The organism is Lentzea xerophila, from assembly GCF_051094245.1.
In the GTDB taxonomy this organism is placed as follows: Bacteria; Actinomycetota; Actinomycetes; order Mycobacteriales; family Pseudonocardiaceae; genus Lentzea; species Lentzea xerophila.
Map to the genome: position 1 here is coordinate 1,742,000 of NZ_CP194934.1, position 24,792 is coordinate 1,766,791.

24 protein-coding genes are annotated in these 24,792 nt (G+C 71.0%); 17 read left to right on the forward strand and 7 right to left on the reverse strand.

Annotated features, from left to right (window positions below):
• Window positions 1-36: 36 nt before the first annotated feature.
• Window positions 37-3,441: a CHAT domain-containing protein gene (locus tag ACRSBM_RS08610; RefSeq protein WP_434441581.1), complete on the forward strand. Its 3,405-nt coding sequence runs from the start codon at window positions 37-39 to the stop codon at window positions 3,439-3,441.
• A gap of 17 nt (window positions 3,442-3,458) precedes the next feature.
• Here the strand turns inward: ACRSBM_RS08610 and ACRSBM_RS08615 are convergent, their stop codons facing one another.
• Complete coding sequence (locus ACRSBM_RS08615; protein ID WP_434441583.1) at window positions 3,459-3,893, reverse strand: MarR family winged helix-turn-helix transcriptional regulator; 435 nt, start codon at window positions 3,891-3,893, stop codon at window positions 3,459-3,461.
• Window positions 3,894-3,954: 61 nt separating this feature from the next.
• On the opposite strand from ACRSBM_RS08615, the gene ACRSBM_RS08620 reads away from it, so the two are divergent.
• Window positions 3,955-4,476 (forward strand): hypothetical protein, encoded by a 522-nt coding sequence (locus ACRSBM_RS08620; RefSeq protein WP_434441585.1) that lies wholly within the window; start codon window positions 3,955-3,957, stop codon window positions 4,474-4,476.
• A 42-nt stretch (window positions 4,477-4,518) separates the two neighbouring features.
• Here ACRSBM_RS08620 and ACRSBM_RS08625 read toward each other — a convergent pair whose 3' ends face one another.
• The gene (locus ACRSBM_RS08625) at window positions 4,519-4,926 is read right to left on the reverse strand and encodes a winged helix-turn-helix transcriptional regulator (RefSeq protein WP_434441588.1); all 408 of its coding nucleotides are present in this window, start codon (window positions 4,924-4,926) and stop codon (window positions 4,519-4,521) included.
• Window positions 4,927-5,033: 107 nt separating this feature from the next.
• Here ACRSBM_RS08625 and ACRSBM_RS08630 point away from each other — a divergent pair, with 107 nt between their 5' ends.
• A complete protein-coding gene (locus ACRSBM_RS08630) occupies window positions 5,034-5,867 on the forward strand; it encodes an enoyl-CoA hydratase/isomerase family protein (RefSeq protein ID WP_434441590.1) in 834 nt (277 codons plus the stop codon).
• A gap of 41 nt (window positions 5,868-5,908) precedes the next feature.
• Here ACRSBM_RS08630 and ACRSBM_RS08635 read toward each other — a convergent pair whose 3' ends face one another.
• The 4 genes from ACRSBM_RS08635 to ACRSBM_RS08650 form a co-directional block, all read right to left on the reverse strand.
• Complete coding sequence (locus ACRSBM_RS08635) at window positions 5,909-6,391, reverse strand: hypothetical protein (RefSeq protein WP_434441593.1); 483 nt, start codon at window positions 6,389-6,391, stop codon at window positions 5,909-5,911.
• Window positions 6,392-6,406: 15 nt separating this feature from the next.
• The gene (locus ACRSBM_RS08640) at window positions 6,407-6,673 is read right to left on the reverse strand and encodes an Atu4866 domain-containing protein (RefSeq protein WP_434441595.1); all 267 of its coding nucleotides are present in this window, start codon (window positions 6,671-6,673) and stop codon (window positions 6,407-6,409) included.
• Between the two features lie 32 nt (window positions 6,674-6,705).
• The gene (locus ACRSBM_RS08645; protein ID WP_434441597.1) at window positions 6,706-8,082 is read right to left on the reverse strand and encodes an amidohydrolase family protein; all 1,377 of its coding nucleotides are present in this window, start codon (window positions 8,080-8,082) and stop codon (window positions 6,706-6,708) included.
• A 286-nt stretch (window positions 8,083-8,368) separates the two neighbouring features.
• Window positions 8,369-9,205, reverse strand: a complete 837-nt coding sequence (locus ACRSBM_RS08650) for a helix-turn-helix transcriptional regulator (RefSeq protein WP_434441600.1) — start codon at window positions 9,203-9,205, stop codon at window positions 8,369-8,371.
• 101 nt (window positions 9,206-9,306) lie between these two features.
• Here ACRSBM_RS08650 and ACRSBM_RS08655 point away from each other — a divergent pair, with 101 nt between their 5' ends.
• Window positions 9,307-10,137 (forward strand): helix-turn-helix domain-containing protein, encoded by an 831-nt coding sequence (locus ACRSBM_RS08655; protein ID WP_434441602.1) that lies wholly within the window; start codon window positions 9,307-9,309, stop codon window positions 10,135-10,137.
• 29 nt (window positions 10,138-10,166) lie between these two features.
• On the opposite strand, the gene ACRSBM_RS08660 is transcribed toward ACRSBM_RS08655, so the two are convergent.
• Window positions 10,167-10,829, reverse strand: a complete 663-nt coding sequence (locus ACRSBM_RS08660) for an SDR family NAD(P)-dependent oxidoreductase (protein ID WP_434441605.1) — start codon at window positions 10,827-10,829, stop codon at window positions 10,167-10,169.
• A gap of 85 nt (window positions 10,830-10,914) precedes the next feature.
• Between ACRSBM_RS08660 and ACRSBM_RS08665 the strand changes: the two genes are divergently transcribed.
• From ACRSBM_RS08665 to ACRSBM_RS08725, 13 genes are all read left to right on the forward strand, one after another.
• Complete coding sequence (locus ACRSBM_RS08665) at window positions 10,915-11,709, forward strand: IclR family transcriptional regulator (RefSeq protein ID WP_434441608.1); 795 nt, start codon at window positions 10,915-10,917, stop codon at window positions 11,707-11,709.
• 220 nt (window positions 11,710-11,929) lie between these two features.
• A complete protein-coding gene (locus tag ACRSBM_RS08670; protein WP_434441610.1) occupies window positions 11,930-12,766 on the forward strand; it encodes an ABC transporter permease in 837 nt (278 codons plus the stop codon).
• Window positions 12,767-12,790: 24 nt separating this feature from the next.
• A complete protein-coding gene (locus tag ACRSBM_RS08675) occupies window positions 12,791-13,831 on the forward strand; it encodes an ABC transporter substrate-binding protein (RefSeq protein ID WP_434441613.1) in 1,041 nt (346 codons plus the stop codon).
• Window positions 13,828-15,282, forward strand: a complete 1,455-nt coding sequence (locus ACRSBM_RS08680; RefSeq protein WP_434441616.1) for an FAD-dependent oxidoreductase — start codon at window positions 13,828-13,830, stop codon at window positions 15,280-15,282. The genes ACRSBM_RS08675 and ACRSBM_RS08680 overlap by 4 nt, the downstream gene beginning before the upstream one ends.
• Window positions 15,266-16,036: a hypothetical protein gene (locus tag ACRSBM_RS08685; protein WP_434441619.1), complete on the forward strand. Its 771-nt coding sequence runs from the start codon at window positions 15,266-15,268 to the stop codon at window positions 16,034-16,036. The genes ACRSBM_RS08680 and ACRSBM_RS08685 overlap by 17 nt, the downstream gene beginning before the upstream one ends.
• A 34-nt stretch (window positions 16,037-16,070) precedes the next feature.
• Window positions 16,071-16,868: an ABC transporter ATP-binding protein gene (locus tag ACRSBM_RS08690; protein ID WP_434441621.1), complete on the forward strand. Its 798-nt coding sequence runs from the start codon at window positions 16,071-16,073 to the stop codon at window positions 16,866-16,868.
• Window positions 16,868-18,235, forward strand: a complete 1,368-nt coding sequence (locus tag ACRSBM_RS08695; RefSeq protein ID WP_434441623.1) for an MmgE/PrpD family protein — start codon at window positions 16,868-16,870, stop codon at window positions 18,233-18,235. Before ACRSBM_RS08690 ends, ACRSBM_RS08695 begins: the two co-directional genes overlap by 1 nt.
• A complete protein-coding gene (locus tag ACRSBM_RS08700) occupies window positions 18,232-18,810 on the forward strand; it encodes an ureidoglycolate lyase (protein ID WP_434441626.1) in 579 nt (192 codons plus the stop codon). Before ACRSBM_RS08695 ends, ACRSBM_RS08700 begins: the two co-directional genes overlap by 4 nt.
• Window positions 18,807-21,191 (forward strand): xanthine dehydrogenase family protein molybdopterin-binding subunit, encoded by a 2,385-nt coding sequence (locus ACRSBM_RS08705; RefSeq protein WP_434441629.1) that lies wholly within the window; start codon window positions 18,807-18,809, stop codon window positions 21,189-21,191. The genes ACRSBM_RS08700 and ACRSBM_RS08705 overlap by 4 nt, the downstream gene beginning before the upstream one ends.
• Window positions 21,188-21,988: an FAD binding domain-containing protein gene (locus ACRSBM_RS08710; RefSeq protein WP_434441631.1), complete on the forward strand. Its 801-nt coding sequence runs from the start codon at window positions 21,188-21,190 to the stop codon at window positions 21,986-21,988. Before ACRSBM_RS08705 ends, ACRSBM_RS08710 begins: the two co-directional genes overlap by 4 nt.
• The gene (locus tag ACRSBM_RS08715) at window positions 21,979-22,446 is read left to right on the forward strand and encodes a (2Fe-2S)-binding protein (RefSeq protein ID WP_434441633.1); all 468 of its coding nucleotides are present in this window, start codon (window positions 21,979-21,981) and stop codon (window positions 22,444-22,446) included. Before ACRSBM_RS08710 ends, ACRSBM_RS08715 begins: the two co-directional genes overlap by 10 nt.
• Complete coding sequence (locus ACRSBM_RS08720) at window positions 22,443-22,862, forward strand: nuclear transport factor 2 family protein (protein ID WP_434441636.1); 420 nt, start codon at window positions 22,443-22,445, stop codon at window positions 22,860-22,862. Before ACRSBM_RS08715 ends, ACRSBM_RS08720 begins: the two co-directional genes overlap by 4 nt.
• Complete coding sequence (locus ACRSBM_RS08725) at window positions 22,859-24,787, forward strand: NAD(P)-binding protein (RefSeq protein ID WP_434441639.1); 1,929 nt, start codon at window positions 22,859-22,861, stop codon at window positions 24,785-24,787. Before ACRSBM_RS08720 ends, ACRSBM_RS08725 begins: the two co-directional genes overlap by 4 nt.
• Window positions 24,788-24,792: the final 5 nt, after the last annotated feature.

A 24,792-nucleotide genomic window follows, 5' to 3' on the forward strand; every position in this document is an offset into this window, starting at 1 on the left:
TAGACCACGTCACTGCGTGGAGTTGGGGGTTCGGGCATGTTCCGACGTCGTGCACGCGAGAAGTACGACCCCACAGGGGACATCTTCCTCGCGTTGCGCAACGCCCGTGCCTGGCTGCAGCGGTACCAGCAGTCGGGGAGCACGTCCGCGCTCGACGAGTCCGTCGCCGAGGCCACGCACGCGCTCTCGCTGTGCGCGCCGGGCGCGCCGGAACGGCCGGCGGCGCTGCTCGTGCTCGGCGAGGCTCTCGGCATCCGCTGCCAGAACACCCAGTCGCAAAAGGACTTCAAGGACTGCGTCGAGGTGTACCGGGAGCTGACCGAGGTCGCGCCGGAGGCATCGCGGCTGTTCGCGTTGCAGAGCCTGGCCGCCTACTCCCTCATGCTGGGGCAGGCCACCGGCGACTGGCGTCCGGTGGCCGAGGCGGCCGAGGTCGCCAAGACGCTGTTGCTGATCGGCGGGAACCACGACGCGGCACTGGTGCTCCATGCGATCGAACTGACGGGTCTGTGCCTGGAGTCGCTGCCACCCGACCTCGACGGTCTCGGTTCCCTGTACGGCCTGCGTGGCGCGGCCATCGTCACGTGGACCGACCTCACCGGTGATCTCTCGCCGCTCGACGCGGCCCAGGAAGACCTCGAACGCGCGTTGCGGCTGCTGCCCGCCGGCGACGACAACCACTTCCCGTTCCTGGTCAGCCTCAGCGAGGTGCACGGCAAGCGGTACCGGCACAGCGGCGGCGCCGAGGACCTCGACGCGATTCTGCGGATCCTGCACCGGGTCCTCGACCTGTGCCCGCCCGATCATCCGGTCGGCGCACGCATGTTGTTCAACCTCGGCGCCGCTTACCGCGACCGGTTCCGCGTCACGGGCGCCGTCGCCGACATCGACGAGGCGGCGCAGTACCTGCGGATGGCGGCGGAACGCGCCACGGAACCCCACGTCCGGGCCGCCGCGGAGGAAGCGCTGGCCGAGGTCGTCACGCTGCGCGGTCCACTGCGGTTCCAGCTGCCACCGGGGATGAAGCTCCAGTACGTCGACGACGCCGAGTCGATCACCGCGCGCGCCAACAGGTTGATGAGGTCGCTCAGTCGGTACGAGGACACCGGTGACGTGGTGCTGCTCGACCGGATCTGCGCCGAGGGGCGCGTTCTGGTGGCCGAGGCGGGGCCGGACCGGTGGATGGCCGGCTGGGCGGTCGGTCCCGCCCTGATGCGCCGGTTCGAGGAGCACGGGCACGCGGCCGATCTGGACGACGCGGTCGACCTGTTGCGGGAGTCCGTCGCACGGCCCTCGCCTGGGGGCGTGCCGCTCGGCGACGACAAGCTCGAACAGCTGGTGAACCTCGGCGCGGCGTTGCTGATCCGGTTCCGGCGCGACCACGGCGGCGCGGACCTGGACGAGGCCATCGGGTACGCCCGCCGGGTCGTCGAGCTGCGGCCGGGACAAACCCGTTACCTCAACCCGCTGGGCACCGCGCTGATCTACCGCTACGAGCACGCCGGACGCCGCGCGGACCTCGACGAGGCCATCGAAATCGGTCGCAGCGCGGAACAGTCGGCCACCTCGCCGGCCGAACGCGCCCACGCCCAGGCCAACCTCGGCAACCGCTTGCGCTACCGGTTCTGGCTTTCCCGGGAACGCCAGGACATCGACGCGGCCATCGACTCCCTGCGCGCCGCTCTCGACGTCCGGCCGGTCCCCTCGGACCGGCTCAACCTCGGGCTGGCGCTGCGCGACCGCGGCCTCGGGACCGGTGACCGCGACGACCTGGCCGAGGCCGCCGAGCAGTACCGCGCGGTGATCGCCGCCAGGCCGGAACAGGCGCCGGACCACCAGAAGGCGTTGCTGGCACTGGCACAGGTGCTCGCGGATCTCGGCATGGCGGCGGGCGCCACCGAGGCGCTCACCAGTCAGGTCGCCGGGACCACCGGGAGCCCGATCGACCGGATGGACGCGTTCGTCACGCTGGCCAGGCTGCACGCCGGCGACGGCGAGTGGGAGTCCGCGAGCCGGGTGTACGCGGACGCGGTCGACCACCTGCACCAGGTGCTCTGGCGCGGCCTCGCCCGCGCCGACCGCGAACGGCTGCTCGCGCGCTGGCCGACCGTCGCCTGCGACGCCGCGGCGGCGTTCGTCGCGACCGGTGAACCCCGGCGCGCCGTCGAACTGCTCGACCACGGCCGTTCGCTGCTCTGGGGCCAAACCCTCGACACCCGCGCCGACCTGCGGGCACATCCCGACCTCGCCGCCCGGCTGGCGGAGTTGCGCGCCGAGTCCGACGCGCTGGGGTGGGCGGACAGCCGTGGCGCGACCGACGTGGCCGAACGCAGGCGGGCGCTGGCCCACGAGTGGGACACGCTCGTCACCGACGTCCGCGCTCGCCCCGGGTTCGAGCGGTTCCTCCTGCCCACCCCGTTCACGGAGCTCGCCGAAGCGGCCGCGGACGGCCCGGTGGTGCTCGTCAACGTGAGTGAGCTGCGGTGCGACGCGCTGGTGGTGACGGACACCGGTGTCCACGTGGTGGAGCTGCGCGATCTCACCCCGGAACTGGCGGAAAACCAGGCCTCGCGCTATCTGGACGCGGTCGCCAAGGCCGGTGCCGGCGCCGGCGGCTCCGCCGGGTCGCGCGAACAGGTCGTGCTCGAAGTCCTGGAATGGCTGTGGGAGACGGTGGCGGCGCCCGTTCTCGCCTCGGTCTCCACCGAGCGCGTGTGGTGGTGCCCGACCGGACCGCTCGCACTGATGCCATTGCACGCCGCGGGTTTCCACGACCCGGAGGACGAACCCGGCTCCGCCGTTCTCGATCGCGTCGTCTCGTCCACGACGCCGACCTTGCGCGCGTTGCTGTACGCGCGGCGGGCGTCCGCGGCGAGGTCCGAGCCGCTGCTCGTCATCGCCTGCGCCGACCGGCCCGCCTACGTGTCCGGCCTGCCCGACCTGCCGTCGGCCGCCGCCGAGGCAGGCGTGCTGCGGGAGCGTTTTCCGCACGCCGTGGTGCTGACCGGGGCCGAGGCGACCCGCGCACGGGTGGTGGAGTCACTGCCGCGGCACACGCGTGCGCACTTCGCGTGTCACGGTGGACGGGACGGGCTCTACCTCGCCGACGCCCTGCTGAACATGGCCGACATCGCGGGACTCGACCTCGACGCCGAACTGGTCGTCCTCTCCGCCTGCCACACGGCCATGGGCGGCGATCTGCCGGACGAGGCCTCGCACGTCGCCGCGGCCATGCAGGTCGCCGGCGCCCGGCAGGTCGTCAGCACCCTGTGGGCGATCGGCGACGACACCGCGGCGCTCGTCACCGACCTGCTGTACGGCGAGCTCGCCGCCGCTCCGGCGCGGGCGGCGCGGGCACTGCACGCCGTGGTCCGGCTGCTACGCGACGAGGATCCCTACCGCCCCAGCAGATGGGCGCCGTTCGTCCACTTTGGACAGTGAGCGTTCCTGCGAGGCGTTCAGCGGTTGTCGGACAGATAACGCGCGACGATGCCCTTGAGTGCTTTCGCGTCCTCGGGGTCGAGCCTGTCCAGCAGGTGCTTGCGACTCGATGTCTCCAGCGCCGGTACCGACGCGTCGATCATCTGCCGACCCGCCGGCAGCAGCGTGACTTCGACGCCGCTCGCGAGCTTGGTGCGCGAGACGTAGTCGCGCTTCTCCATCCTGGTCAGCAGGTGTGAGAGCCGGGTCCGATCCCAGCCCAGTGCTGCGGCGAGGGCGTTCTGCCGCAGGACACCGCCGGACTCGTGCAGGTGCACCAGGACGCTCAGTTCCGACTCGGACAGCCCGGACGCCGTGGTCACGTCGGCGACGATCGCGGTGCGTGCCTTCTCGTACGCCTGCTTCCACAGTAGCCACAGCTGGGTTGCCTCCCCAGGCGTGCCTGTTGACATGTCAACACCGCCCTTCTAGGGTTGCATCGTACAAGGCGGCTCCCACGTGAGGATTCCTGCAATGCTCGATGCTCGTCGGCACTACGTCAGTCTGCGTTATCTGGCAATTCTCCCTCTCGTACTGTTCTTCCCGGCGGTGATAGCCTTCTTCGTCAACCCGGAAGTGGAATGGGGAGAATATCTGGGAGTATTTTTCCATCTTTCCATATTCTTCCTGGTCTCGCGCCTCGACGCGGCGCCGTGGGCCAAGGCCGCCGGGTACGGCTGGGTGACCCTGGACGTGCTCGCCGGCATTCTGATGATCAACGAGATCGAGTACGACATCGCCTGGGCGGTCCGGCTCGGCGGCCACGTCCTCGCCGGCGTCTGGATCGTGGCGAGTTCCCTGGTCAGCCGGGTGTGGCCGGTCATCGTAGTGGGCATGATCACCGGGCTCTGGCTCGCGTCGTACTCCTTCGTGGGAACCGTGCTCCCGGAGACCTATCTGCGTCCGGCGGGAATTCTGATCCTGGTCTGGTTCGCGCTCCTGGCGATCTTCCAGCCGATGACAGCGGAGCGATCAACGGCTCCGGCGCTGGCCTGATGCACGCCGTGTTCGTCATGGCTTGCTATTTGTTGGTAGGGCCTATGATCGTTCGGCTTGATTGCGCTCGTCATAACGCTTCTGGCATTCCTGGATCTCGCCCGCGTGGGCGGTCGTCCAGTCGTACAGATAGCCGAAAGGCCGGCGCAGGGATTCGCCGAGCGGCGTGAGGGAGTACTCGACCCCGACCGGCGAGGTCGGCAGCACACGCCGTTCGATCATCCCGTTGCGCTCCAGGCGGCGCAGCGTCTGGGTCAGCACCCGCTGGGTCACGCCTTCGAGGCGGCGCTTGATGTCGTTGAACCGGCGGGGTTGCTCGAGGACGGCCATCACCATCATCGACCACTTGTCGGCGATCTGGTCGAGGATCGGGCGGCTGGGGCAGTCGGCCCGGTAGACGATCCCGGTGTCCGTGCCGGCGTCGGGAGTGGCCACGTCGGTATCCTCCACGATCCTTACGATGCCGAAAGTGCGTTCTTGACGCCGGCCGCCCGTCGCCACAGCCTAGGTATACATCAGGAACCTAGCTGCCTGACAGGTACGGATCGGAGATCTTCGTGCACCACGACGCCTACGCGACCCTGCGAGTGAGCCGCGAGGCCGGCATCGTCCGCGTCACCCTCGACAACCCACCCGTCAACGTCCTCGACGTCGCCCTCATGACGGACCTCCGGCGGCTGCTGACCGGGCTGCGGGACGACGACTCGGTCCGGGTCATCGTGTTCGACAGCGCCGACCCGGACTTCTTCATCGCCCACGTCGACATGTCCCTCGTCGACGCGCCGGACTCCTTCGACGCACTCGCGGCCGAGGTGCCCGAGGGCATCAACGTCTTCCAGGCGCTGGGCGAACTGTTGCGGCACCAGCCCCAGGTGACGATCGTCAAGCTCGCCGGCCTCGCCCGTGGCGGAGGAGCGGAGTTCGTCGCGGCGGCGGACATGGCGTTCGCGGCGATCGGCCGGGCCGGGATCGGCCAGATCGAGGCCCTCATGGGCATCGTCCCCGGCGGCGGAGGCACCCAGTACCTCGCCGGCCGGATCGGCCGCAACCGCGCTCTGGAGGCGGTGCTCAGCGCCGACCTCTACGACGCGCAGACCGCCGAACGCTACGGCTGGGTCAACCGGGCGGTCCCCGCCGACGAGCTCGACGACGTGGTCGACCGCCTGGCCCGCAACATCGCCGCACTACCCGAGGGCGTGGTCGCCGCGGCCAAACACGCCGTCGTCCCCGACGACCTGGCCGAGGGCTACCGGCGCGAACACGACGCCTGGGCCGGCCAGATCGTCCGGCCCGCGGCCGAACGGCTGATCCGGGGCGGCCTGGCCCACGGCGCCCAGACCCGCGCCGGCGAACGCGACCTGGAGGGCCTGTTGCGCGGGCTGGCCGGCTGACCACCGGCCCTGCCGGGCGGCTGTGCACCGGGAGTGCTCGTCTACTCGTCTTCGTTGTCGGGCAAGGAAGCCACGAGCCACATCCGGATCCGATATTTCTCGAATCCGCCACGCGCGGCAAGCGCCTGTTCGCGTCCCTGATAGGTCACGTCGACGGCGTACACGCCCGGCCCTGCCGGCAGTGTCGCGTCGAACGCGTCGCCGGTGGGGGAGCCGAGGACGAGCTGAGCGCTCGGGCACTCGAGCTCGAAGGTCTGGGGTGCCGACCAGGCGGGTTCGCCGGCGTCCGCGGGTCGTGCGGACCAGGTCTCAAGCTGTGCCGAGACCGGCAGGAGGTCTTGTGCACAGTTGATGACGAGCTCGTAGCCGGTCGACGCCACGACGGCGGTCTGGGCGCGTGTGATGGCCTCGGTCACGCCCTCTCCGGCGTCGTTGTCCTGGTCTCGCACGGTGATCAGCCGGTAGCTGGGCACCGTGGTGAACTCGTGCTGCCCGAGCAGTTCCGGCACGGAAGCCCTCTTCATCCTGGTGCGGAGTCCTTAGCGCTCACGGTGCAGCACAAGGTGTTCGTGGTAAAGGATTCCGTCGCGGACATCGCCAGTCGCGGTGAACCCGAGGTCGTCGAAGTAGTCGATGTGGTCGCCGTCCACGGTGTACCGGCCGGTGTAGGCGCGTTTGCGGCCATCGCGTTCTTCTTCGTAGCGGCCGTTGGGCAGGAGCTCCTGGCGGATACGGCCGTCCGCGGTGACCCACATGCCGAGGTGAGGGTGCGCTGCGGTGGCCGGCTGCCGGTTCTCGGTGGACATCGTCGTCGCCTTTCGCTGGTCTGCGGTGTGGGTCAGGACGGGTGCGCGGCTTTGAGGATTCGGTCGCGGGAGGCTCGGACGTCCTGTCCGAGCGCGGGCACGTCGACGTCCAGGACGGTGCCCGCCCACTTGCGGACCTGGCCCGCGATGAACACCGCGCGGATGTTGCGGGGGTCGGAGCCGAGCACGAGGGTGCCGATCGGGTCGTTGAGCGGCATGTTGTTGAGGTCTTCGGCATGCACGAGCAGGAGGTCCGCCTGCTTGCCGGGGGTGAGGGAGCCGGTGACGTCGCCGAGGCCGATGCTCCTGGCGCCGTGCAGCGTGGCGAAGTCGAGGACGTCGTGGACGCCGATCCGGGTGGGCGTGGCGGTGGTGCCGTAGGCGGCGTTCACGGCGCGCATGCGCTGGATGGCGTGCAGGGCGCGCATTTGCGTGAACATGTCGCTGGCCAGGGCGACTTCGACGTCGATGCTCAGGCCGGGGCGGATTCCGGCGGCGAGTGCCTCGTCGATGGCGGGGACGGCGGTCTCGAGCCCGATCTGCGCTTCGGAGGTGGGCGCGAGGGAGACGGCGGTGCCGGTGTCGCCCATGGCCTGCCAGGCCTCGCTCGTGAGGCCGGTGCAGTGGATCAGCGAGACGTCCGGGCCGAGGATTTCCTCCTCCGCCCAGCGCAGGATGGCCGCCGAGGACGAGGTGCCGAAGACCGCGTCGACGCTGACGGCGATGTCGAGGTCGCGCGCGACCTGGGCGAGGCGGGGGCCGTAGGCGAGGTCGGGTCCGGCGATCTCGTCGGTGGCCAGCGTGGCGAGGCGCAGGGTGACGAGGTTGTCGCGCGCGGAGAAGTAGGTGTTCTTCAGCCGTGCGAGATCGGCCGGCCATTGGCCTTCCCAGTCACCGAAGTGCGGGCGCATGGAGGCGTGCACGCCCCGGATGCCGGTGTCGATCAGGGCCTGCACGGCAGCGTCGGAGTGGCCGGGGGTGCGGGAGTTGTGGGAGAAGTCGAGCATCGTGGTGATACCGCTGTCGATCGCGGTCAGCGCGGCCAGCTTCGTCCCGAGGTACATGTCGTCGGGCTGGTAGACCGGGGCGATGCCGGCCAGGGTGGACATCACGTACTCGCCGAGGTCGTTGACGTCGGGCATGATCCGGCGCAGTTGCGCCTCCCAGGCGTGCCGGTGGGTGTCGACGAAGCCGGGAGCGACGATCGAGCCGGTGGCGTCGACGACGATCGCGTCGCCGGCGGGCAGTCCGGGGGCGACGGCGGTGATCGTGTCGCCCTCGATGAGCACGTCGCCCTCGGGCAGGGTGCCCAGGTCCGGGTCCATCGTGACGACGGTGGCGCCGGTGAGCAGGACGCGGCGTCGCGGATCCGAGCTGTGCCGGCGCAGCAGTTCGAGTGTGGCGGTCAAGGGTCGTACCTACTTTCTGGTGGCTCAGCGGATGAGGTTGTGCCACTTGGTCATGCGGGCGCGGAAGTACACAATGGACACATCGGCGGCGATCGTTCTGTCGCCGTGGTAGCCAACGTGGCCGTCTTCAGGCTTCCCGGCACACGGTCCGGTTACGCACGGCGATCTCCGCGCCCCTGCCTGTGCGGTGTTCCGTCGCCGGCAGTAACGAGTTTGTCCATGTGGGACAGCTGGAGGAAGGCCGCGCCATTCCTGGGAGGAACGCACCCACCCAAAGCGGCGGGACCTACGCGCGCCGGGCTTCCACAGAGCGCGCGTGGGCGCGCAGCCGCCGGAACGCCTCCACCGTGGGGGAAGCCGGTTCGGCCTGGTAGACGACCAGCTGCTGGTGCGGAGCGCCGCTGACGGTGAACGTGGAGAACTGGATCTCCAGGTCACCGACCTGTGCGTGGCGCAGGTGCTTGGTCTCCTGGGTCTTGGGCTTCACCTCGTGCCGGGCCCACAACCCTGCGAACTCCCGGCTGCGGGCGGACAGTTCGGCGACGACCTCGGCGATGCGCGCGTTGTCGGGATCGTGGCCGTACGCGGCACGGATCTCGGCGGCGCAGGACTGCGCCGCACGGTCCCACTCCCGGTAGAACGCACGCCCGGCGGGGTCCAGGAACACCATGCGGGCCAGGTTGTCGGCGGGGGTGAAGGCGTCGTGCAGCGCGTCGGCCATCGTGTTGGACGCCAGGAAGTCCAGCGCCGGACCGAGGACGAACGCGGGTGCGTCGGACCAGGTGTCCATGAGCTGCCGCAACTGGGCGCTGACCGGGATGTTCCCGGTGCGCCGCCACGTCCGTGCTTCCGCCGGCTGGACCAGCAGCCACAGGTGCTCGGTCGCCGCGGCGTCGAGCCTCAGCGCCCGCGCCACCGCCTCCACCACCTGCGCCGACGGACTGGACTCGCGGCCCTGCTCCAGACGCATGTAGTAGTCGCTGCTCACCCCGGCGAGGATGGCGACCTCCTCGCGGCGCAGGCCGGTCACGCGACGACGGCCGTGTTCGGGCAACCCGACGTCCTGCGGTGTGAGAGCCGCTCGCCGGGCACGGAGGAAGTCGCCGAGAGGTGTGCTGCCCATGACTTCCGACTCAACCCGTGCGACGGCCCCCCGTCAACCGCGGGCACCCTGGGTGAGACGCACCCAGGCTGAGCACCTGCCCGTTCCCTAACCTCCATCGCATGAGCGGTGATCGGAACACGGCGCTGGGCACGTTCCTGCGCACCCACCGCGCTCTCGTCCGGCCCGAGCAGGCGGGGCTGACCATCGCCGGCCGGCGGCGGGTTCCCGGACTGCGCCGGGACGAGGTCGCGTTGCTGGCGGGACTGAGCGCGGGCTACTACGCCAGGCTGGAACAGGGCTATGAGCGACCGACCCATCAGACCGTGGAAAGCCTGCAGCGGGCACTGCTCCTGGACGAGACCGCCACCGTCGAGCTGCACCGCCTGGCCCGCCCGGCAACGCGCCGCCGGACCCGTGACCGTTCCGAACGCGTCAGCCCTCACGTGCTGGCGTTGCTGAACGACTGGACCACCGCGCCTGCCTACGTTCTCGGCCGGTGCAACGACGTCCTGGCGCGCAACGCCCTCGCCACCGCACTGCACAGCCGGTTCGTCCACGGCGACAACCTGCACCGCATGATCTTCCTCGACCCCGTGGGAGACGAGTTCTTCCTGGACTGGACGGCCACGGCCCGCGCCGCCGTGCTCGACCTGCGCCGCACCGCCAGTCATGCCACTGACGACCGCCGACTACGTGAACTGGTCGGTGAGCTTTCCCTTGCGAGCCCGCGGTTCCGCCGGCTCTGGGCCGAGCAGGAGCCACGCGGCCTGGTCGTGCCCGGCACCCGCTTCTTCCACCCCGACGTCGGCGAACTGGTGCTGCACACGGAGACCTTCCCGATCGCCAGCGCGCCCGGCCGGCGACTGGTCGCCCAGCCCGCCGAACCACGCTCCCGCTCGGCCGACGCCTTGGTGCTGCTGAGCGCGCTGTCCGCCGGACCTGGGCAGTGACCCGCGGTCTGTCCACTGTGGCGGGTGGGTCAGCCGATCCACATGCCGCCGTTGATGTCCACTGTGGTCCCGGTGATCGAAGCGGCCGCGGGGGAGCAGAGCCACCGGACGGTCTCGGCGATCTCGTCCGGCGCGGTCACGTGGTCCAGGGGGATCGAGGCGCGCAGCGAGGACATCTCCTCGGTGGTCAGCCGGTCGAGCATCGGGGTCGCGACCGGGCCGGGGGCGAGGCAGTTGACCCGGATGCCGCGGGAGGCCTGGTCCTTCGCCAGGTGCTTGGTCAGCCCGATGATGCCCGCCTTCGCGACCGCGTAGGCGGGGCCGGAGAGCCGGTTGCCGCCGTGGCGGCCGTTGACGGAGCTGAACAGCACGACCGAGCCGCCGCGCGGGATCAGCGGGAGCGCGGCGCGCAGGACGACGACGGCGCTGGTCAGGTTGTCGTCGATGACGCGGTGCCACTGGTCGAGGTCGAGATCCTCGATGCCGCCGCTGCCGACGGAACCCGCCGCGTGCACGACGGCGTCGAGGCGGTCGATCCCGGTGAGCGCGGCGGCGACGGAAGCCGGATCGGCGGCGTCGTGGCCGTGTGCGCGGTCCAGGACGACGACGGTGTGGCCCGCCGCGCGGAACTGCTGGGCGCACGCGGCGCCGATACCGCCCGCGCCGCCGACGACGAGCACGGTCATGTGCATGGCGACCTTCTTAGCATCGCGAACGACCGTCACCGTACATGACGTGCGCCACGTTCTGGCAATGATCTTGTCTATACTGCGCGGCATGACCACGCGCGGGGCGGCTCAGAACGGTGCCGGCGAGGACGGTGAGACCAGCAACGGCCTCATCCGCGCGTTGCAGATCGTCTTCGCGGTAGCGGAGTCCACCGAACCCGACGTCGGGGTCTCCGAGCTGGCCCGGATGCTGGGGCTCAGCAAGACCGTCGTGCACCGTGCCGCACGGACGCTCGTGACCGCGGGCCTGTTCGTGGTGGACGAACGCACCCGGCGCTACCGGCTCGGTCCGGGCGCGGTGAGTCTCGGCTTCGCCGCGCTCAACCGCCTGGAGGTGCCGAAGGCGGCGCAGCCCCACATGGAGTGGCTGGTGGCGCGTACGGCGGAGACCGCGACCCTGTCGGCCCGCTACCACGACCAGCGCATGTACCTGGCCCAGGTCCTCTCCCCGCAGGAGATCCGGATGGCGGTGCAGCTGGGCAAGCTGTTCCCGCTGCACGTCGGCGGCTCGTCCAAGGCGATCCTGTCCGCGCTCGGCCCGGAGGAGACCGAGAGCTACCTCGACCGGCACCTGACCTCCGGCGTGGCGGTTACGAGCCGTGAGGAACTGCTCGCCGAGCTGACCCGTATCCGCTCACGGGGATACGCCGTCAGCCGGGGCGAACGGCAGGTCGACGCCGGGTCGGTCGCCGCGCCCGTGTTCGACGCGAGCGGTCGCGTCTACGGGTCCATCTCCGTCTGCGGTCCGATCTCGCGGTTCAGCGACGACAAGACCGCCGAGTACGGCGAGCTGGTCGTGGAAGCCGCTGCCGCCGTGTCGGCCGGCCTCGGCCACCGGCTCTGATCCAGCCCTCTCACCTGCGCGTGTTCCGTTGTGCGGAACGCGTCGTCACCGTGCGCGCCTGAGTCCGTGCGCACCGTTCACCTCGGTGAAGCATCTCGGTTAAACGCCGCCAAGAATCATTGACTATGCAACAGACCTCTGCCTAGGGTGCCGTCATCCGGTACGACGTTCCGCTAAGCGTTACGCGCGGGACGCTCCTCGGCTTCCAGGAGGCCGCCGCATGGCAAGCTCAAGTCAGGCACCATCCCCTCCCGGCCGCGCTGCGGTGACCGGGGAGTCCGGTCCCCGATGGCTACTGTGGGTCACGACGCCGTTGATCCTGGCCGCCCTCATCGGGGCGTGGAAGCTCTACACGGTCCTGTTCGACGTCGGCGAGCTCATCGTGCCGCCACCCGAGGCCGTGTGGGTCGCGCTGGTCGACCTGCTCGGCCAGCGGATGATCTACGAGGCCACCTACGTCACGCTCTACGAGACCGTGGTGGGCTTCGGGATCGCGGTGGTGGTCGGCGTCGCACTGGGCATCGTGCTGGGCAGGATGCGGTCGGTCGAGCGCATCCTCTCGCCGTTCCTCGTCGCCACCCAGGTCGTGCCCAAGGTCGCGATCGTCCCGTTGTTGTTGCTGTGGTTCGGTTTCGGGCTGACCTCGAAGATCTTCATGGCGGCCATCATCAGCTTCTTCGTGATGATGCAGAACACCATCCTGGGTATCCGCTCCATCGAGCCCGGCCACCGCGACCTGATGCGCGTCATCCAGGCCCCGTGGTGGAAGCGCGTCATCTCGCTGGACATCCCGTCCTCGCTGCCCGCGGTGCTGACCGGCATCGAGCTGGGCATCGTCTTCGCCATCACCGGCGCCATCGTCGGCGAGTACCTCGGTGGCGACGAAGGCCTCGGCGCGCTGGCCACGGTCATGCTCGCCAGCCTGCGCACCGACCAGCTGTTCGCGGTCGTGATCATCATGACGGTTCTCGGGTTCCTGCTGTACGCCGTCGTCGCCGCCATCCGCCGCTTCGCGATCCCGTGGCACGAATCGTCGGGGCGCGCTTCCTCCCTCTAAGCCGGACTCGCCAGGAGAACCACAATGGACCGTCGATCCTTCTTGCGCACCAGTGCTTTCGCCGTGACCGCCGCTGCGGGCGGAACGTTCCTCATCGGCTGCGCCCCGTCCACCGGGAACAGCGCGGCCGGTTCCGCCGACCCGTCGCTGCCGGAAGCCGTGTTCGTCACGCCCTTCCAGCACATCATCAACTACGCCGACGTCTACGTCGCGATGCAGGAGGGCTACTTCGCCGCCGAGGGCCTGCGGGTCACCCCGGTCGGTGGCACCGGCACCGCGAGCTCCATCTCCCAGGTGGCGGCGGGCCAGGGCCTCTTCGGCAAGGCGGCGTCCGTCATCACCTGTCCGCTCATCGCCGACAACGGCACCCCGATCATCACCGTCGCGCAGGGGGACCACCGCAGCCAGTACAGCGTCGCCTCCGACCCGGGCAAGCCGCTCACGCACCCCAGCGAGTGGCAGGGCAAGACCATCGGCGTCATCTCCAAGGGCGGCACCACCGAACTGCTGCTCGACGCGATGTCCGTCTCCGCGGGACTGGACCCCGCCAAGGTGCGCAAGGTGGTGACCGGCGGTGACGTCGGATCGCTCGAGTTCCTGAAGCGCGGCGAGGTGGACGGCTTCATCACGTTCATCGGCTCCGAGGCCTCGTTCAAGCACCGCAAGATCGACCTGCACTACCTCAACACCGACGAGTTCGCGAAGCTGCCGGGCGACTCGTACTTCGTCAAGACCGCCGACCTGGACAGCAAGGCCGACGCCATCACCGGCTTCCTCCGCGCCTCGCGCAAGGGCTACCAGTTCACCGAGGACGCGGCGAACCTCGACAAGGTGCTGGCCGCGGTCGGCGCGTTCAACAAGGTCGAGGTCAGTGACCGCGACATCGCCAAGCTCAAGGTCGAGGCGCAGCCGGTGATCTGCAAGCCCGCCGGCGGAAAGTACCTGTCCGTCGACCTCGCGGCCTGGGAGTCCGGCCTCGAGCTGATGCGCCGTTCGGGAATCGTGAAGGACAAGAACCGGCCGGTGACCGACTTCGTCACGTCTCGCTTCGTGGACGCGCTGTGACGACCATCGAGACCGATCTGCTCGTCGTCGGCGCGGGCACCGCGGGACTTCCCGCCGCCATCGAGGCGGCGAAGGCCGGACTGCGGGTCACCGTCGTCGAACAGGCGGACCAGGCCGGCGGCACGCTGTGGCGGTCGTGGGCGCAGATGTCGGCGGGAGGCACGGCGCTGCAACGCTCCCGCGGCATCACCGACACCCCCGAGCTGCACTTCGACGACGTCATGCGGATCAGCGGGAACACCGCCGACCCGGTGCTGGTGCGCCTCGCGGTCGAGCACGCGCCGCGGACGGTGGACTGGCTGATGTCCGCCGGCTTCGACATGGACCCCGGCGCCCCGGCGATCCTGTACTTCCACGAGCCCTACTCGCTGCCGCGGACCTACTGGGGCCGCAACGGCGGGCGGTCCGTGCTGGAGGTCCTGCTGCCCCGGTTCGAGCGCTGGTGCGCCGACGGCGCCATCCGGTTCCTGACCGGCACCACCATGACGGCGCTGCACCCGGATGGTCCCGGCCGGGTCCGCGGCGCGTCGGTGACCGGGCCGGACGGCTCGGTCACCGACATCGAGGCCGCGACGGTACTGCTCACCTCCGGCGGCTACGCGGGCAACGCCGAGCTGTTCCCCCAGCTGACCGAGGGCGCGCCGCTGGTGGGGCCCGGTGCTCCCACCTCGACCGGCAGTGCCCTGCAAGCGGCAGTGAGGCTGGGTGCGAGGGTGCGCGGAGGCGACCTCTTCCTGCCCACCTACGGCGGTGTGCTGCTGCGGGACAGCACGGCCAAGACGGTGCCGCTCGACGACTTCCCGGTGCTGACCCCGCAGTCGCGTCAACCGTGGGAGCTGCACGTCAACGCTCGCGGCGAGCGGTTCGTGGCCGAGGACGACGCGAGTGTGGACGTGCGGGAGAACGCCCTGCTCGACCAGCCGGACCTGCGGTTCTGGGTGGTCTACGACGAGGCGGTCCGGCGCGCTGCCCCCTCGCTGCTGCCGACCTGGCCCGAGAGCGAGCTGACCGCCGCGTTCTCCGACCACCCGTCCTTCGCCACGGCGACCACCCTGGCCGGCCTGGCCGAGGCCGCCGGCATCGACCCGGACGGGCTCATTGCCACCGTCGAGGCGTACAACGCGGCAAGGGAGTCCGGGGCGCCGGACCGCTTCGGCCGCACGCACCGGCCGCTGCCCATCGCCGAACCGCCGTTCTACGCGGTGCTCAACCACGGCACGACGCTGAAGAGCCCGGCGGGCCTGGCCGTCGATGGCGAACTGCGGGTGCTCGGCGGCGACGGCCCGTTCGAGAACCTCTACGCGGCCGGTGAGGTGCTGGGCGGCAGTGCCCTGTCGGGCAAGTCCTTCGTCAGCGGGATGAGCGTCACGCCCGCCCTGTCCTTCGGCCGCATGCTCGGCGCGCTGGCCGCCGGATCCCCCAGAAAGGCGTCCTATGTGGAACAGGTCTGACGTCGACTTCGTGCACAGCACCGACCTGCCGTGGCAGCCGGTGCCCGAGGGCGATCTCGGTGCGCTGGCGGGTGGGCGCAAGCGCCTGCTCAGCAGCGATCCCGGCGACGGCGCGGAGACGTTCCTGCTCCAGCTGAACGCCCGGCACCGCGGCGTGCTCACGGCCGAGGCCGACCTCTACGTCGTCGCCGGCTCCGGAGTGCTCGACGGCGAGCCGTTGGAGGTCAACGACTACGTGTACGTCCCGGCCGGCGCCACCGTCGACCTCGCGCCCTCGGTGCGGGGCCTGACGCTCTACTGTGGACTCTGGGGTCCACCGGAGTTCAATCCGGAGCAGGACAGCGGAGTCCGGGCGAAGATCACGCACACCGAACATCTCAAGTGGACGGCTCCGACCTGGAACGGTGACACGCCGCTGGATCCGGGAGCGATGACCAAGGTGCTGCGCGCGGACGACTCCGTCTACATCTACCTGGCGGCGATGCTGCCGGGCTGGCGGTCGGCCGACGAGGAGGCCCACCCCGTCTACGAGGAGTCGTTCAAGCTCTACGGCGACGTCCTCATGGGAGCGCGCGGCGTGATGCGCGAGGGCGCGTACTTCTTCCGTTCCCCGGACGTCTTCCACGGCCCGCTCTACAGCCGTGGCGGAACGATGTCGTTCATCCGTTCCGATGCCGCTCCGACGACCGTGTACCGCACCCCGCCGTCCGGCGGCGCGTGGGACGAGCTGGCGGGGGTGGCGTATGCCGACTGACACAACGGCTTCGGCCACCGGAAAGGGAACGACCATGAAGACCGGAAGCGGCGCGTCGATCTCGGTGCGCGGGGTCGGCAAGACCTACCAGGCGGGCGCGGGTCCCGTCCGGGCTCTCCTGCCCACCGACCTGGAGGTCGCGCCGGGCGAGTTCGTGGTGCTGCTCGGCCCGTCCGGTTGCGGCAAGACCACCCTGCTGCGGATGCTGGCCGGGCTGATCACCCCCACCGAGGGCGTGATCGAGATCGGCGGCAAGCCACTGTTCTCCGGCCGCTCCGCGGAACCCTCGCGGGACGCGCTGGGCTCGCTCGGGTTCGTCTTCCAGGCGCCGAACCTCATGCCGTGGCGCAAGGTGTGGCGCAACATCGCGCTGCCGCTGGAAGGCAAGGGCGTGTCCAAAGCGGAGCGCCGCGCGCGGGCGGAGGAACTGGCCGCCCTGGTGGGTCTGAGCGAGTTCCTCGACCACTACCCCAAGGCGCTCTCCGGCGGCATGCAGCAACGCGTGGCCATCGCCCGCGCGCTGATCCACCACCCGTCGATCCTGCTGATGGACGAGCCGTTCGGGGCGCTGGACGCGATGACCCGCGACTCGATGAACCTTCTGCTGCAGAAGGTCTGGCTGGACATGGGCAAGACGGTCGTGCTGGTCACCCACTCGATCAGCGAGGCGGTCTTCCTCGCCGACCGGGTCGTGCTGCTGTCGCAGCGGCCCGGCCGCATCCAGGACATCGTGGACGTGGAGTTCGACCGGCCGCGCGAGCTGGGTGTCGCCGACGACGCGCACTTCGGTGAGCTGGTCGGTCAGCTCCGCAAGCAGTTGGGCGGCCACTAGTGTCCACCCGCGCGCTGGCCGGGTTCGCCGCCGGTGTGGCGGTGGAGAGCCTGCCCGCGGAGGTCGTGGCCAAGGCGGGCGCGCTGGTGCTGGACTTCCTCGGCGCCGCGACCGGCGGTGCCGAGGTGCCGGAGGTCGCCGCGCTCACCGGGCTCGTGCTCGCCCGTGGCGGCGTGCCGCAGGCCAGGGTGGTCGGCACCGGCGCGGCCGCACCGTTGCCGGACGTGGCGTTCTGCGCCGGTGCGGCGGCCGACGTGCTGGAGCACCAGGACGGCTACCGCTTCGGCGGATTCCACCCGTCGCACGCCATCCCGGCCGTGCTGGCCGTCGCGGAGCACGTTGACGCGGACCTGTCCGAGCTGCTGGCGGCGGTGGTCGTGGCCTACGAGGTCGCCAACCGCGTCGCCCGCGCGGCGCACCCCGCCGCCACCAGGGCGGGGTGGTTTCCGACCGCGGCGTCGTTCGGCGCGGCGGCCGCGTGCGCACGGCTGCTCGGCCTCGACGAGAACGGCGTCGCCGACGCGATCGGCGCGGCGGCGTTCTTCGCTCCCGGCGTACTCATCGAGTCGATCTTCGCCGCGCCGGGGACCAAGCCAGCGCTCGCGGGGCAGATCGCCCGTGCGGGCGTGGAAGCGGCGCTCGCCGCCCAGGCCGGACTGTCCGGCTGGCGTGAGGTGATCGAGCACCCACGCGGTTTGGTCGCCGTGCTCGGCGGCGACGGCGCGGCGAGGGTCGCGGACGGGCTGGGCGAGGAATGGACCGTCCTGGACGTGCACCAGAAGTGGTTCGCCGGGTGCCGGCACACCCACGGCGCCGCCCAGGCGACCGCCGAGCTGGCGGAGACGCACGCGCTCGATCCCGGTCAGGTGACGGCCGTGGACGTCGAGACCTACGACATCGCCCTGTTGCTGGTCGACCGCCCGGCCGGGCCTGATCCGAGCACCATCACCTGCACGCTGAGCCTGCCGTTCGCCGTCGGCGCCGCGCTGGCCGATCGGCACGTCGGCGGCGCGCAGTACACGGCCGGGCGGCGCGACGACCCGGCGGTGCTGCGGATCGCGGACCTGGTGCGGTTGCGCCGCGCCGAAGACCTGGAAGCGCGTTATCCCGAGTACACCGCCACCAGGGTCACCCTGACGACGGCCGACGGGACGAGCCACACCCGCACCGTCGACATCCCCGTCGGTGACAGCCGCGTGCCGATGGACCGCGACCGGCTGCTCGCGAAGTTCACCGCCTACACCGAACCGGTGTTCGGGCGTGCCGCCTCCGATGAGGTCGCCGGCGCCCTGCTGGACGGCGAGCCGATGACCGTTCGCGACCTCGTCGCCCTGATGACCAGCCCGAACGAGAAGGAGGAAGAATGACTGACGTCGTGGCCGCGGACGTGCACACGATCATTCCGGAACCGGTGACGGCCGAGGCGTTCGCGCCCTTCGGTGAAGTCGTCTCGCTGAGCACCACTCCGAAACTGCCGATCGACCTCTACAACGGCGCCAACGCCATTCACGGCCCGATGCGGCTCGAGGTGGACGAGGCACCCGAGTTCATCCTGTTCCGGGTCGGCCTGCGCGGCGGTGAGATCCGTTACCTGGAACGCCATCACGGCATCACCCAGACGTTCGTCCCGCTCGGCGGGGACACGTTCGTGTCGGTGGTCGCGCCGCCCGACGCCCCACTGGTGGACGGCTTCCCGGACTTCGCGTCGATCCGCGCGTTCGTCGTGCCGGGTGACACCGTGCTCAACATCCGGCGGGGCACCTGGCACGAGCCGCCGTTCCCGACCCGCGACGGGCAGATGTTCTTCATCTCCAGCACTCCCGGCGTGACCGGAGGCCTGCAGTCCGCTGTGGACTCCAACGGCGAGGTGCACAAGCTCGACGTGGACAAGCGCAACCCGGTGTACCGCACCGGAAAGCGGCTGCGGGTGGAGCTGCCGTGACCAGCGCGCCCTCGGCCCGTGCGGGCATCGGCGGCTCGCCGCGCAAGCGCGACGGGGCCGTTCTGCTCACCGGACGCGGGAAGTTCGTCGACGACTACCGGCCGCCGGGACTGCTGCACGCCCACGTGCTGCGCAGCACCGTGGCGCACGCCCGGATCACCGCCGTCGACACCAGCGCCGCCGAGCGCGCGCCGGGGGTGCGTCTGGTGCTGACCGGGCAGCAAGCTGCGGAGCTGACCGGCCCGATCCCGTACTTCATCGACCCGGCCGCCCGCAAGGGAAACCGGACCGACATCCACTGCCTGCAGCGGGACAAGGTGCTGTTCGCCGGCCAGCCGGTCGCGGCGGTCGTCGCCGAGACCCGCGAGCAGGCCGAGGACGCCGCCGCCCTCATCAGGATCGACTACGAGGTGTTGCCGCACGTCCTCGACGCCGACGAGGCGATGCTGCCGGACGCCCCGCGCCTCTACGAGGACTGGCCGGGCAACGTCGTCACCCACAACCGTTACGGCACCGGCGATACCGACGCCGCACTGGCCAGGGCGGACGTGGTGGTCTCCGGTGAGCTGCGGATCGGCCGGTCCACCACCGCGCCGATGGAGCCGCGCGGCTACCTGGCCTCGTGGAACACCGACGACGAAACCCTGACCGTGCACGCGTCCTGCCAGAACCCGCACCAGATGCGCTGGATGCTGTCCAGGACGCTGAACGTCGGCGAGGACCGCATCCGGATCGTCACCGCCAAGATCGGCGGCAGTTTCGGGCTCAAGATGCAGGGCCACCCGGAAGAAACCCTGATCGCGTTGCTCAGCAAGCTGATCGGCGCACCGGTCAAGTGGATCGAGGACCGCCGGGTGGCGCTGATGGCGGGCGCGCGCAACCAGGTGCACCGGTTCCGCGCGGGTGCCACCAGCGACGGGCGCATCACCGGACTGGTGAACCACATCGTCGCCGACATCGGCGCACTGACGGCTCAGGCGGGGTGGGCCATGCCCAACATGTCCGCGACCACGCTGCCGTCCGGCTACGCGGTCCGCGACGTCCGCGTCGAGCTCGACATCGTCTGCACGAACAAGCCGCCGGTCAACGCCGCCCGCGGCTTCGGCAAGGACGCCGCGCACCTCATCATGGAGAGGGTGATCGACCTGGTCGCGCGCGAGCTGGAGCTGGACCCCGCCGAGGTGCGGCGCCGCAACTTCGTCCCGGCCGAGGAGTTTCCCTACCGCACGTCCACCGGGCTGAACATCGACAGCGGTGACTTCCACGGCCTGCTGGACAAGACCCTCGCCGCCATCGACTACCCCGCGCTGCGCGAACGGCAGGAGGCCGCGCGCGCGGAAGGCCGTCACCTCGGCATCGGTTTCGGCTTCGAGCTGACCCCGGAGTCCTCCGACAGCCCCGGCACGTTCGTGTCCGGGTTCGACACCACCACCGTCCGGATGAGCATGACCGGCAGGGTGACGGTGCTGACCGGCGTGACCAACCCCGGCGGCGGCAACGACACCGGCATCGCCCAGGTCGTCGCCACCGAACTGGGTGTGCCGATCGACTGGGTGGAGCTGGTGCAGGGCGACACCGACCGCTGCCCCAACGGTTTCGGCAACTTCAGCGGCCGCAGCATGGTCGTCGGCGGCGGCTCCGCCACCCTGGCCGCGCGCGACGTCCGGAGCAAGCTCGCCGACCTCGGCGCACGTCTGCTGGGCGTGGACGGCGACGGCGTCGAGGTCGTCGACGGCGTGGTGCGGGTGGCCGGCGAGCCCCAGCGCGCCGTGCCGGTGCCCGAGGTCGCCCGCACGTTGCTGACCAAGGCGTTCGCCATCGGCCAGGACATCGAACCCGTGCTGGAGTCCACCCGCGCCTACAAGCCCGGCAACATCGACCACGTTCCCGACGAGCACGGCCGCATCCAGCCCTACCCGACGTACTCCAGCTGCCTGCACGCCGTGGTCGTCGAGGTGGACACCGGCACCGGCAAGGTGTCGCTGCTGGACTACGTGATGGCGCACGACTGCGGCACGATGATCAACCCGGCGCTGGTCGAGGGCCAGGCGCGCGGCGCGATCGTGATGGGCCTGGGCGCGGCGCTGTCCGAGCAGCTGGTGTTCGACGCCGACGGACGGCTGGCCAGCGACCGGTTCAAGACCTACCTCCTGCCGCGCGCGGGCGACATCCCGGTCCTGCGCATGATCCACCAGGTCACCCCGAGCCCGTTCACCATGCACGGCAACAAAGGCGCCGGCGAGGCGGGCGTGGGTGGTGCTCAGGCGGCGGTCGCGAACGCCGTGGAGGACGCGCTCGCCCCGCTGGGCGTCACCGTCACCTCGGTCCCGCTGACTCCGCCGGTCGTGCTCGGCCTGATCGACGAGGCGATGGCCCGATGACCCCCGGCTACACCGCCCCGCGGGACGTCGAGGGAGTCGTCGCGGCACTGGCGAACGGTGACGGGCTGGCGATCGGCGGCGGCACGATGCTGGTGCCCGACCTGACGCACGGCAAGAGCAGGCCGGGAGTCCTGGTCGACCTCTCCCGAGCGGGCCTGGCGGGCATCACCGCCACCGGCGAGGGCGCGGTCGTGGGCGCGATGACCACGTACGCCGATCTCATGGCCGCCGACGTGCCGCTGCTGCCCAGGGTGGCACGCGGCATCACCGGCGGTCCGCAGATCCGCCACCGCGGCACGGCCGGTGGATCGGCCTGCTACGCCAACCCCGCCTCCGACGTCCCGGCGTGCCTGGTCGCGCTGAAGGCGCGGATGCGGCTCGCGAGTGTGCGCGGCGAGCGCGAGGTCGGGGCGGAGGAGTTCTTCACCGGCGGCTTCCGGACCGTCCGCGAGCCCGACGAGGTGCTGACCGCGTTCACCGTTCCCCGCACGGACACCGCGATCGGCTACCTGAAGTTCAAGCTCGCCGAGAGCAGCTGGCCGATCGTCACGGCGGCCGCCCTGGTCGGCGCCGCCACCGTGCGGGTCGCCATCGGTGGTGCGGCCGCCACCCCGGTGGTGGTGGAGGTCGAGCGGGAGTCCTGGAACCAGACGCACCGCGAGGCCGTGCTGGCCGCGCTGGACGACACCGAGCCGTGGTCCGACGTGCTGGCGGACGCCGCTTACCGGCGGCGCATCGCCTCCGTGATCGCCGATCGCGCCGTGGCGAACGCAGTGAAGGAGGAGCTGTGCGACTGACGGTGAACGGCCGCGAGCACGAGTTCGACGCCGACGCACGCACGTTGCTGGTGCACGCCATCCGGGAGAAGGTCGGGCTGACCGGCACCCATGTCGGTTGCCTCACCGGCGACTGCGGTGCCTGCACGGTCGTGCTCGACGGCAGGACCACCAAGTCGTGCTCGGTGCTCGCGCTGACCGCCGACGGCGGGGACGTGTGCACGGTCGAGTCGCTGGCCGACGGCGACGACCTCCATCCGGTGCAGGAGGCGTTCTGGGACGAGTTCGCCTTCCAGTGCGGGTTCTGCCTGCCGGGGATGCTGCTCACCGCGCGCGAGCTGATCGAGTCCACTCCGGACCCGACGGACGACGAGATCCTCGCCGCCATCAACGGAAACCTGTGTCGCTGCACCGGTTACAACACCATCGTCACCGCCGTCCGCGAGGCGGCCCGGCGCTGCGGCGGGTGCCCGCGATGAGGCCGTGGGAAGTGGTGGAGGAGTTCCTGGCCGCTTATGGTGCCGGCCGCCTCGCCGACGCGGCGCGCCATCTCGACCCGGCGATCAGGATGATCTTCCCCGGTGGACGTGAGTACACGAACCTGAATGAGCTGGCCGCCGTCTCCGCCACCCGCTACCGCTTCGTGGACAAGCACCGCGACCACTACGACAGCACCGGAGGCGCGGACGCCGTGGTGTTCTCCATCGGCAGGCTCTACGGCGAGAACCTGCACGGCGTCGCGTTCGACAACGTCCGGTACGTGGACCGGTTCGTGGTGCGGGACGGGCTGATCGTCGAGCAGCGGGTGTGGAACGACCTGGCCGAGACCGGCGTGCTGAACGCCCGCACCGCAGGCGAACTGGACGAGCGCTGGCGACCCGGTGGTGCCGCATGAGGTCGCGGGTGTTCTCCCCGGTCGAGATCGGCGGGGTGGCGCTGCGCAACCGGGTGTTCGTCTCCGCGCACACCACCAACTTCGGCGTCGGCTTCCTGCCGACCGACCGGCACGTCGCCTACCACGCCGAACGCGCGCGCGGCGGCGCCGGGCTGATCATCACCGAGCCGCTGCGGGTGCACGCCACCAGCCTCGGCCGGGCGGGCGGCCTGTCCGCTTCGCCGGCGGCGCTGCCCGGTCTCACCCGCATCGTCGACGCGGTGCGCGCCGAAGGTGCCGCGATCTTCACGCAGATCACCCACGCGGGCCGGCACAGCGAGAACGTGTTCGAGCGCTCGGCCGCGTGGGGGCCGTCGGCTCGCAGGTGGAACGTCGCGGGCTCGGTTCCTCATGCCATGGCCCGCAGGGAGATGACCGAGGTCCGCACCGCCTACGCCGACGCCGCGCGGCTGGCGGCGAAGGCCGGTTTCCAGGGCGTGGAAATCCACTTTGGACACGGACATCTGCTGCACCAGTTCATCTCACCCGCGGCCAACACGCGCACCGACTGCTACGGCGGCGATCTCGACGCACGGTTGCGTTATCCGCTGGAGGTGCTGGACGCGGTCCTCGACGCCGTCGGCACCGAGATCGCCGTCGGCGTCCGGATGAGCGCGGACGAACTGGTCGGCGGCGGGCAGACGCTGGACGAGGGCGAGCGGATCGCCGAACTGGTGGACACGACCCGAGAGCTCGCCTTCCTCAACGTCTCCGTCGCGTCCTACACCGTGCCGTCCATCGGTCACCACGTCGCCGACATGAGCGAGGGGCACACCCCGTACCTCGCGCAGACCCTCGCCGTCGCGCGGAGGTGCGAGCGCACGCCCGTGCTGGCCGCCTGCCGGTTCGTCGACCTCGACGACGCCGAGCGCGGCCTCGCCGCCGGGCTGGCGGCGGTCGCGATGACCCGCGCCCACATCGCCGACCCGCACCTGCTGGCCAAGGCGGCGGCGGGCCGTGAGCGCGACATCCGTCCGTGCGTGTCCTGCAACTTCTGCATCGGCGAGATCGCGGGCCACCGCCCGATCACCTGCATGGTCAACCCCGCGGCCGGTCGCGAGGCCGACTGGCCGGCCGTCCCGGAGGCCACCGGCAGGCCGGGACGGATCGTGGTCGTCGGTGGCGGTGCCGCGGGCGCCGAGGCCGCCGCGGTCGCCGCCGAGCGCGGCCACACCGTGACCCTCTGGGAATCGGGCGGCGAACTCGGAGGCCAGCTGCGCACCGGCCGCCGCGGCGCGGGCCGGGGCCACCTCGACCGGCTCCGGGCCCACCAGCACCGCAGGCTCGCCGCCCTCGGCGTCCCGATCCGGCCACACCGCGCCGCCGCGTCCGACGTGCTCGCCGAGTCGCCGGACGCGGTCGTGGTCGCCACGGGTGCCGTCCGGCGGGCGCGCGTGGTCCCCGGCTGGGGCCGCGCGCTCACCCCCGAGGAGGCGCTCGCCGGACGCGACTGGGCAGGCCACCTGGTGCTCGTCCTCGACGACGAGGGCGGCTGGACCACCTCGTCGGTGGCCGAGACCGTGGCCCGCGCCGGAGCGCGCGTGCACGTGGTGACGTCCGCGGGCACGGCGCTGTGGGCGGTGAGCGAGTACAGCCGGATGACCGCCGTCGAGCGGCTGCGTTCGCTCGGCGTGAGCCTGTGGACGTCCGCCGACGCCGACGTGCGCGCCGGCGTCGTCACCATCACCAGCACCTTGACCGGTGTCGCCACCGAAGTCGCCGGAGTCCGGGACGTGGTCGCCATCGACCCGCCGGACGCGCTGGACGACCTGTCCGGCGCCCTCGCCGAGGCCGGCGTGCCGGTGCACGTCGTCGGTGACGCGGTCGCGCCCCGTTCCCTGCTCGAAGCCGTGGCCGAGGGACATGCCGTCGGCCGGACCATCTGAGGAGA